Source organism: Pseudanabaena sp. SR411, from assembly GCF_002251945.1.
GTDB lineage: Bacteria > Cyanobacteriota > Cyanobacteriia > Pseudanabaenales > Pseudanabaenaceae > Pseudanabaena.
The window spans coordinates 40076-48045 of sequence record NZ_NDHW01000145.1 but is presented as its reverse complement, the minus strand read 5'-3'; the positions used below and the strand labels follow the sequence as shown (position 1 = coordinate 48045).

At 44.3% G+C, this 7970-nt stretch carries 8 protein-coding genes; 2 read left to right on the top strand and 6 right to left on the bottom strand.

The window, feature by feature from the left end; all coding sequences use genetic code 11:
- Positions 1-203, top strand: a 203-nt coding sequence (locus B9G53_RS28085) for a hypothetical protein (protein ID WP_217901597.1), incomplete at its 5' end; no start/stop codon positions are given.
- A gap of 205 nt (positions 204-408) precedes the next feature.
- On the opposite strand, the gene B9G53_RS28080 is transcribed toward B9G53_RS28085, so the two are convergent.
- The 6 genes from B9G53_RS28080 to B9G53_RS15380 all read right to left on the bottom strand — a co-directional run bounded on the left by B9G53_RS28080 (position 409) and on the right by B9G53_RS15380 (position 5304).
- The gene (locus B9G53_RS28080; protein WP_217901596.1) at positions 409-1947 is read right to left on the bottom strand and encodes a GUN4 domain-containing protein; all 1539 of its coding nucleotides are present in this window, start codon (positions 1945-1947) and stop codon (positions 409-411) included.
- A gap of 32 nt (positions 1948-1979) precedes the next feature.
- Positions 1980-2240, bottom strand: a complete 261-nt coding sequence (locus B9G53_RS15400) for a hypothetical protein (RefSeq protein ID WP_094533830.1) — start codon at positions 2238-2240, stop codon at positions 1980-1982.
- 3 nt (positions 2241-2243) lie between these two features.
- Positions 2244-2639 carry a hypothetical protein gene (locus B9G53_RS15395; RefSeq protein WP_094533828.1) on the bottom strand — a complete coding sequence of 132 codons (396 nt, stop codon included), beginning with the start codon at positions 2637-2639 and terminating at the stop codon, positions 2244-2246.
- A gap of 121 nt (positions 2640-2760) precedes the next feature.
- Complete coding sequence (locus tag B9G53_RS15390; RefSeq protein ID WP_254923672.1) at positions 2761-3222, bottom strand: Uma2 family endonuclease; 462 nt, start codon at positions 3220-3222, stop codon at positions 2761-2763.
- A gap of 71 nt (positions 3223-3293) precedes the next feature.
- Positions 3294-3752: a hypothetical protein gene (locus tag B9G53_RS15385; protein WP_094533825.1), complete on the bottom strand. Its 459-nt coding sequence runs from the start codon at positions 3750-3752 to the stop codon at positions 3294-3296.
- Positions 3753-3852: 100 nt separating this feature from the next.
- The gene (locus tag B9G53_RS15380) at positions 3853-5304 is read right to left on the bottom strand and encodes a serine/threonine-protein kinase (RefSeq protein ID WP_094533822.1); all 1452 of its coding nucleotides are present in this window, start codon (positions 5302-5304) and stop codon (positions 3853-3855) included.
- 137 nt (positions 5305-5441) lie between these two features.
- Between B9G53_RS15380 and pcrA the strand changes: the two genes are divergently transcribed.
- Positions 5442-7817: a DNA helicase PcrA gene (pcrA, locus tag B9G53_RS15375; RefSeq protein ID WP_094533820.1), complete on the top strand. Its 2376-nt coding sequence runs from the start codon at positions 5442-5444 to the stop codon at positions 7815-7817.
- Positions 7818-7970 lie beyond the last annotated feature (153 nt).

Sequence of the window (7970 nt, the reverse complement as noted above, 5' to 3'; positions counted from 1 at the left end):
CTCTGCTTTTGCTTTTTCGGATTGTAGTAAAGATTTTATCCTTTACTTTTCTTCCTAGATACAAGGGGCAGTGCATTCCCGCCGCAATTTATGAATTTTTAGATCCGTCTCAATCGGGAATGCACTGCCCTGAACCTTCAACATTCACCGAAATTCTCAAACCGCCCAAAATCTCTAATGTTCAGTCACAGCGAAGAGGGTAGAGCATTTGCGGATGAAGATTGTGGTGAAGAGTTGCAAGATAGTCTCGCAAATGCTTTACCCCTACATCTAATTGTCAAAAAAATTTTTCCTTTTTCCTTTTTCCCTTTTCCTTGATATGACAGGTAACGAAACGCTAGGATGCTGATTATGCTGTAGGAAATTGGCGGTTTACAAGTCTTAATAGAAGTGTGAAAGCTTTATAGTTTATACTTCACAGGTCTCTGCGCGCGAGAAGAGATACGTCCGTTCGCTCAATCCCCAACGCTTCCGCCCACCATCATACCCCATGTTAATCTTTGGGAGGCTTGCAGGAAGAGCACTTTGGGCATTTTGTGTGCCATTCATAAATTCAGTATACGTTCTCCACCGTCCATCACCCAAAAAAATCTTTGGATAATACCAACCCACTTTTGCCGCAAATTTTTTCCACACCTCATAATCATATTTACCAATCTCCCCACCGCACTCTAACCAGAGCTTCTTCTGAATGCTAAAGCCAAACTTGCTATTACTGTAATGCATCCACAACTGATCAATCGTTCGCAAATCCTCACAAGGAAAAATCTTGATTGAAGCTTCATCTAGATAATCTTTATAACCTTGACTTTCTCGATAGGCAACCCGACACATCAGTTTCCCCGTCAGTTCATCGGCTTTGCGCCATTCCCTAGCCTTCAGCAATTTCTCCAACTCGCGATAGTCGATCCCCCTAGCGCTAACCAATTCCACAGGATTTTTTTTAACCTCTGGCACTGGAGACGCAACAGTCGGTGCTGATGGAGATTTACTATCCCGATCGCTAATCTTTACAGTCGGTTGTGAACTTGGTGAAGCTCGCTTGTTAACCACCCTAATCAAAGCATTAATTGCCTTCATATCCGTTCCACCAGAAGCCACATTTACCCGCATCCATAACTGAAAAGCTAGAGTAAAATCTTCTTCAATTTCGGCATGAAGCGCATCTTCTCGCAATGTCGCAATATCCGAAAGATTGGCAAACTTAGGCAACAAAATATAATGCAACTTTGTCGCGGGTTCGATGACAGCGTAAGGCGTTTGCCGATAGCCATTTTTGTAATATTGAGTCAGATTTGGTACGCGATCGCGCAGATATTGATAAAAGCGCTCTACAGTCGCACAGTTTCCCTCACCCTGAATCCGCAACGCCTCCAACAACACATTCGTAAACGCCCCTTGCCCAATCTCATCAATCTCATAGGAAACCTGCGACGGACTGCAAGAAAAGAACGTAATTACACCCTGCTGCTTCTCCTCACCGATGCCCATCCCCGCATTCCTCGCGCCATCACTACGACAAGCATCGATCAACATCACCACATTATCCGCCCCACTTCGCCGCAAACGTTCCGTCACATAACCAATCGGAATCGCCAGATCAGGAATAGAACGCGGATTGCCATCACTAGGCAACAGATAATCGCGTCCCTCACAGGGCATCCCATGACCGCTAAAGTAAAACCACAGCGTATCCCCTGCCGATAGAAATGAGTTAGCAAAGCGATCGCCTAAAAAAGACTTGAGCGTGCCATAGGTCGGCTGGGTCTTGCGCCCCTGAGCATTGCGCGGCGAATCATCGGTAAAAAAGTACAGATCGTCATGACCAACGCCCAAATCCCGCATGAAAAAATCACGCATCCTCTCAGCATCGCTTTTGGCATACTTCAGAGGCGAAATCTCATCATAATCATTGATTCCGACAATTACCGCACAATTTCTCGCCATAGCTGACTACAAACTCTTTCTAAAAATGTGATTCAAGGAATAATACTTTCCAACTCATCCGCAATCAGATCCTGTAAATCGTCGTCACAATGAGACTGCAAATGAATTATAGAAGCATTTAACTCTGCCAATACATCAACCTTTTGACGATCGCTAATATTCGGTAATTGCAGTTGATGCACCAGCATGATCACCCTCTGACATTCAACCCCTAACTCAGCAATCAAAGTATTAAGAGTTGAATTTGCGATCGTCTCTGGGTTAATCGATTTTTCATGATTTTTCTCACCCATTATTTATTTAGATGGCTCGACACGCTTAAATTTTAACTCGATTGCCCCTTTGCCAGAGGTTTCGATACCAGTACCCAAGAGCTTAATTTCACCCTTACCCGAAATCTCCACAGCAAGCTTAATCTCGTCCAGTTGCAACCCCGCTAGTGGATCGATTTGTTGTTGAGCCGTCGCAAAAACTCGACCAATAATCCTGACAAACTGAGACATTTGTACTGCCAAAGTCTCTGCCTTGACACGACTAGCTTGGACTTCCTCACCCGATACCGTCGCCTTAGAAGGATTGTTATAGGGATTCAAATTGTGAGGTGGGCTTTTTTGACCAGTTGGCTCTGCTTCTTGGCGATCGCTAGCAGTCACGATCCACAGTTCCTCATCACCCCAATCTTGTTCCTGCATTTTTGCCTCTAGACTTCATATTTCTAGCAATTATGCATTATTTTCTCACATTTGATAAGTACCCATGCAGCTTATACCGATAGACAGTAGCGCACGCTGCGCGTGCAGCTACTGTCTGTCATCACCAAATTTCCGCAAGACTCAAAACAAACTCAGGTAAAACATCTTCCCCAGAGAGAGAACTCGGATTTTGTAAGACTTCTTTAGGCTTGCCAATGCGATAAACTTCCACTTCTCGATCTTTGCGATTAATCAGCCAGCCTAGCCTTGCGCCATTATCTTGATATTCCTGCATCTTCGCTTGCGTGACCTTCAAGTTATCACTAGGAGACATCAACTCAATTACAAAATCTGGACAAATGGGAGCAAATTTTGACTGTTGTTCGGGAGTTAAAGCTTCCCAACATTCTTTTAATATCCATGAAGCATCGGTCAAGCGATCGCTACCATTAGGAAGTTTAAAACCTGTGGATGAGCCAAAGGTAAAGCCTAACTTAGTTCTCCGATTCCAAATCCCTAGATCAATTGTAATGCTGGCACTACGCATCCCTGTCTCACCGCCTTCTAGAGCCATAATTGTAATATCTCCCTGAACAGTGAGATCGCCACATACATCTTTTGGGATTTACAGCAAGCCAGATTGCTCCCAGTCAATTACTGAGACTTGGAGATGGAAAATTTTTTGCTGATTGGCTTTGAATTGTCTGTACCTAAGGAAATCACAACCTCGTAATTACCCTCAGGAAATCCATTCGAAGGAGCATTTAGATTGGAAGAAACCAAATTCGTATCAGATTCTGTTACCAAATCTATACTAGCGATATCAGTTGCTTTAGCCGTATCCCCTCCTAAATATTTCCAATCAATTTTCACCTTTGTTCCTTCAGGTGCAGATTTCAGATCGGCGGTGGCAAATATTTTGGGTGTAGTTGTGTCAAATTGCGCGGTATCACTGGCGCATGTCTGATTTTCTGGCTTTTCAACACACATTTTGATATTCTCTAGCGTCGCTGTAGACACGTTAAAACTACAGGCTGTAGCAGCAAGAGTACTGAAAACAAATAGACCGAAAATCCTTACAGAGCCTTTGTTAGTTTTCAATTTTGTCAACATTCTTTTCATCCCCAATTTTTTCAACGTTCTCGATACTATAGCATGTCTAGATTTTCTCAAAGCCCTAAACTGCCCATCGGGGAAATCGATTATAGGCGGCTCACAGCAATGAGTAGAGTAATTGGAAGATGAGGCGAAAGGCTGCCATCAAAGCGATCGCACTAAAACCAGCAACTCCACAATATTGAATAATATCTATCCATTGTGGCAAGTTCTGAAAAATAGTTTTTGCAAAGACTTGCCCTGCCCAGACTGCGGCGAAGCTGAGTAAGTTTACGAATACAAATAGATCCTTATTATCAAGAACAGAACTAATCCTCAGCAGAATAACACCCAGTAAGAATGCAGCAAAAACAACTAAATTTGCAGGAGAACCGATCGCCGTAATGCCAACGGTTGTACTTACTTGCCATAGCAACATCGCCTCAACGCCCAACAAAAAAGCGGCGATGAATTGTGTAGGAATCGGCGCAGATAGCAACCAAGGTGTTTTTTGCGATCGCGGAACTTTAGGGACTGATGGCGCATTAATCGCATTGGGCGAAGCGATCGGCACAGGAACTTGGATACTCGTTTGGTGGGTGGGCTTTACTGGTGTTGGCGGAGGTGTTGGTGCTGTCACCGCTATTTTAGAATTGAGGGCTTGGATTACACTCGCCGCAGAGTTAAAGCGATCGCTAGGAGCCGTCTCTAACATTTTATGTAAAACTTGATCAAAGTTAAGACTGAGCTTCACAAAGCGATCCCATTGCCATTTGTTGTAGCTCACATCAAATAATTCGTCTGGCTCTTTGCCCGTGAGCAAAAAGAGACAAGTCACGGCAAAGGCGTAGAGATCCGTCGCAGGAAACACCGTATCGCCGCGCATTTGCTCAGGTGCGCCATATCCGGGGGTAAAGATACCTGTGGATTTTTGACCTTGGGCGGCTCCAGCTACCTGCTTAACTGCACCAAAATCTAATAAAAAATAAGTTTGATCGAGCTTGCGTACCATGATATTCGCAGGTTTGATATCGCGATGAATCGAACCTTTGTCATGAATAAATGTCAAGACAGGCAAAAGGCTTTGCATAATTTCTAAGACATCCGCCTCCGCGATCGCCCCATGCTGCTCGACAATTTGCTCTAACGTAAAGCCATCGACAAATTCCTGCACTAAATAAAAAAATTCATCCTGTCCTGACTGCACCTCAAAATAGGCAAGCAGATCAGGAATTTGCGGATGTGTACCCAAATCTTCTAAAACCGTTGCCTCGCGCTCAAACATTTGCTTAGCGATCACCATTTGCGAACTGGTTAACCCTACTGGTTGCAACAGCTTCACCACGCAGCGTTTCATCGCTGGTGTATAGCGATCGCGAGCCAAGAAGGTCGCCCCAAAACCACCTTGAGCGATCGGACGTTCGACGATATAGCGTCCCCCTAACAGCAAGGGCATCCCGCAAGCCGTACAGAATTTCTGGGCGATCGTTTTGATCGTATTGCCACTATCAAGATCGGCAAAAGAATTTAATGGCTTGGTACAATTGGGGCGTGTGCAGTAAATATCCACTGGCTAATCATTAAGTTTAGAGATTGACAGATCTTTTAAGATGGTCGGCGCTAAGCGCCAAGCATCTCAAAAGATCACAAGTAAACATTTTTGGCATACTGTATTAGAGTCTACCTAAGTTTCTCCCTCCTGCGCCCATGAGTTCCAATTTTTTGCATCATCTCAACCCTGCCCAACAAAAAGCAGCAAGCCATCTGCATGGTCCAATGCTCGTAGTCGCAGGCGCAGGCTCAGGGAAAACACGCACATTGACCTACCGCATCGCCAACTTAATGCTCAATCACGGTGTTGCGCCTGAGCAAATCCTTGCAGTGACCTTTACAAATAAGGCTGGCAAAGAAATGAATGAGCGAATTCAATCTTTGTTAACCCAAGAAGTCGCCCAAAGAGAATTAGGTAAGGCTTTAAGTGAAATTAGTGATTGGGAACAGGATAAGCTCCGTAAAAAAGTTTATAAGCAATATATTAATAGCTTTGCTCAAGATGGGCTATGGATGGGGACTTTCCATAGTATGTGCTGTCGAATTTTACGCCTTGATATTGATAAGTATAAAGATCAAAATGGTAGAAGCTGGGCAAAAAATTTCTCGATTTTCGATGACTCTGACGCACAATCCTTAGTCAAAGATATTGTCATTAATCAACTAAATTTAGATGAAAAGAAGTTTGAGCCAAAGTCGGTACGCTTTGCGATCGGCAATGCCAAAAACAAAGGCTGGACTCCAGAGGAATACGAAAAACAGAGCGATGATTCTCCCTATCGCAAACGCGCGATCGCCCAAGTCTACAATCTCTATCAAAATCAACTAGCTACCAATAATGCACTTGATTTTGATGATTTAATCTTTTTGCCAGTGCGTCTATTCCAACAAAATCCTGAAGTTCTCAACTATTGGCACGATCGCTTTAAACATATTCTCGTTGATGAATATCAAGATACCAATCGCACCCAGTACGATTTGATTCGATTGCTTGCCACCAATGACAATAAACCAGCTTGGGAAAATCGCTCTATTTTTGTGGTTGGTGACGCGGATCAATCGATTTATAGTTTCCGTTCCGCCGACTTCACTATCTTGATGGAGTTTCAAGAAGCTTTTGGCGATCGCTTGCCCGATGCCCATACAGGCACAATGATCAAGTTAGAGGAGAACTATCGCTCTGTCGCTAACATTCTCGAAATCGCCAATCAACTGATCGACCATAACTCGCAGCGTATCGATAAAGTCCTCAAAGCAACCCGACCCGATGGCGATTTGATTGAGTTATTCCGTGCCGATGATGAAGTGGATGAAGCTCAGTTTGTAATCGAGCAGATTCGCCGCGTTAAGGCAAAGACTCCTAGCGCTAATCTCGGACATTTTGCCATTCTCTATCGCACCAACGCTCAATCTCGACCCTTTGAAGAAATGCTGGTGCGATGGAATATTCCGTACAAAGTCGTGGGTGGTCTACGATTTTACGATCGCAAAGAAATCAAAGATGTTCTCTCCTATTTGCGATTGCTTTCCAATCCCTCTGATACCCTCGGCTTGATGCGAATCATCAATGTCCCCAAACGCAGCATCGGCAAGGCAACCCTCGACAAACTCCAACAAGCCGCCCAAGAACTCAGCGTCCCGATCTGGGAAATCATCAGTGATGAAACCACAGTTAAAACATTAGCAGGGCGATCAGCTAGAGGCGTTCTCTCCTTTGTAGAACTGATGCAAAAATGGCAAGCGAAAGTAGCAGTTACGCCAGCAGCAGACATCATTCAAGGGATTCTTCAAGAATCGGGCTATGTCGATGAACTGAAAGCCCAGAGCAATGATGAAGCCAATGATCGCATAGCCAACTTACAAGAACTGTATAACGCAGCGGTGCAATTTGCAGAAGAGAATGAAGATGCTTCCCTTGATGCATTCTTAGCCAATGCTGCCCTAGCTTCTAGCCTTGATGACAGCAGTGAGAATGCCGAGAAAGTCACCCTAATGACGCTCCATGCCGCCAAGGGTTTAGAATTCCCTGTTGTCTTTCTTGTTGGTTTAGAGCAAGGCTTATTCCCTAGCTTCCGTTCGATTAACGATCCGATGGCTTTGGAAGAAGAACGCCGCCTGATGTATGTGGGCATCACTCGCGCCCAAGAGAAGTTATTCCTCAGCCATGCCCAAGCCCGTCGTCTCTACGGTAATCGTGAATATGCAATTCCTTCCCAATTCCTAGCCGAATTACCGAAGGAATATCTTACAGGACATGGCATTGATAAATTTATCAGTAAGGCAAGTCAACGCGCTGAAGCCACCAGCGTTAAAGGTTCGCTCAGATCTGCGCCCCCTGTAAAGGTAAATGCTGTCAAACCAAAACCCCGTATTGATTGGCAAGTAGGCGATCGCGTGGTACATGATAAGTTTGGCGAAGGTCAAGTCTCAAATTTGCTTGGCACTGGTGACAAGATGTATCTAGCAGTTGCTTTCGCAGGTCAAGGCAAAAAGATCATCGATCCTAAAATTGCGCCAATTCAGAAGATTTAAGTTGACAAACCTTTGCTATTCAACCTCTAAGAGTTATCCAATTTTGAAAGAGAGTTAATCAACAAGGCGATCGCCTGTTTTAATTTTGGATAGAGAAATGGGCGATCAATGTATTTATTTGACATGAAAGGTGATCGCTTGTTTTGACTTTGA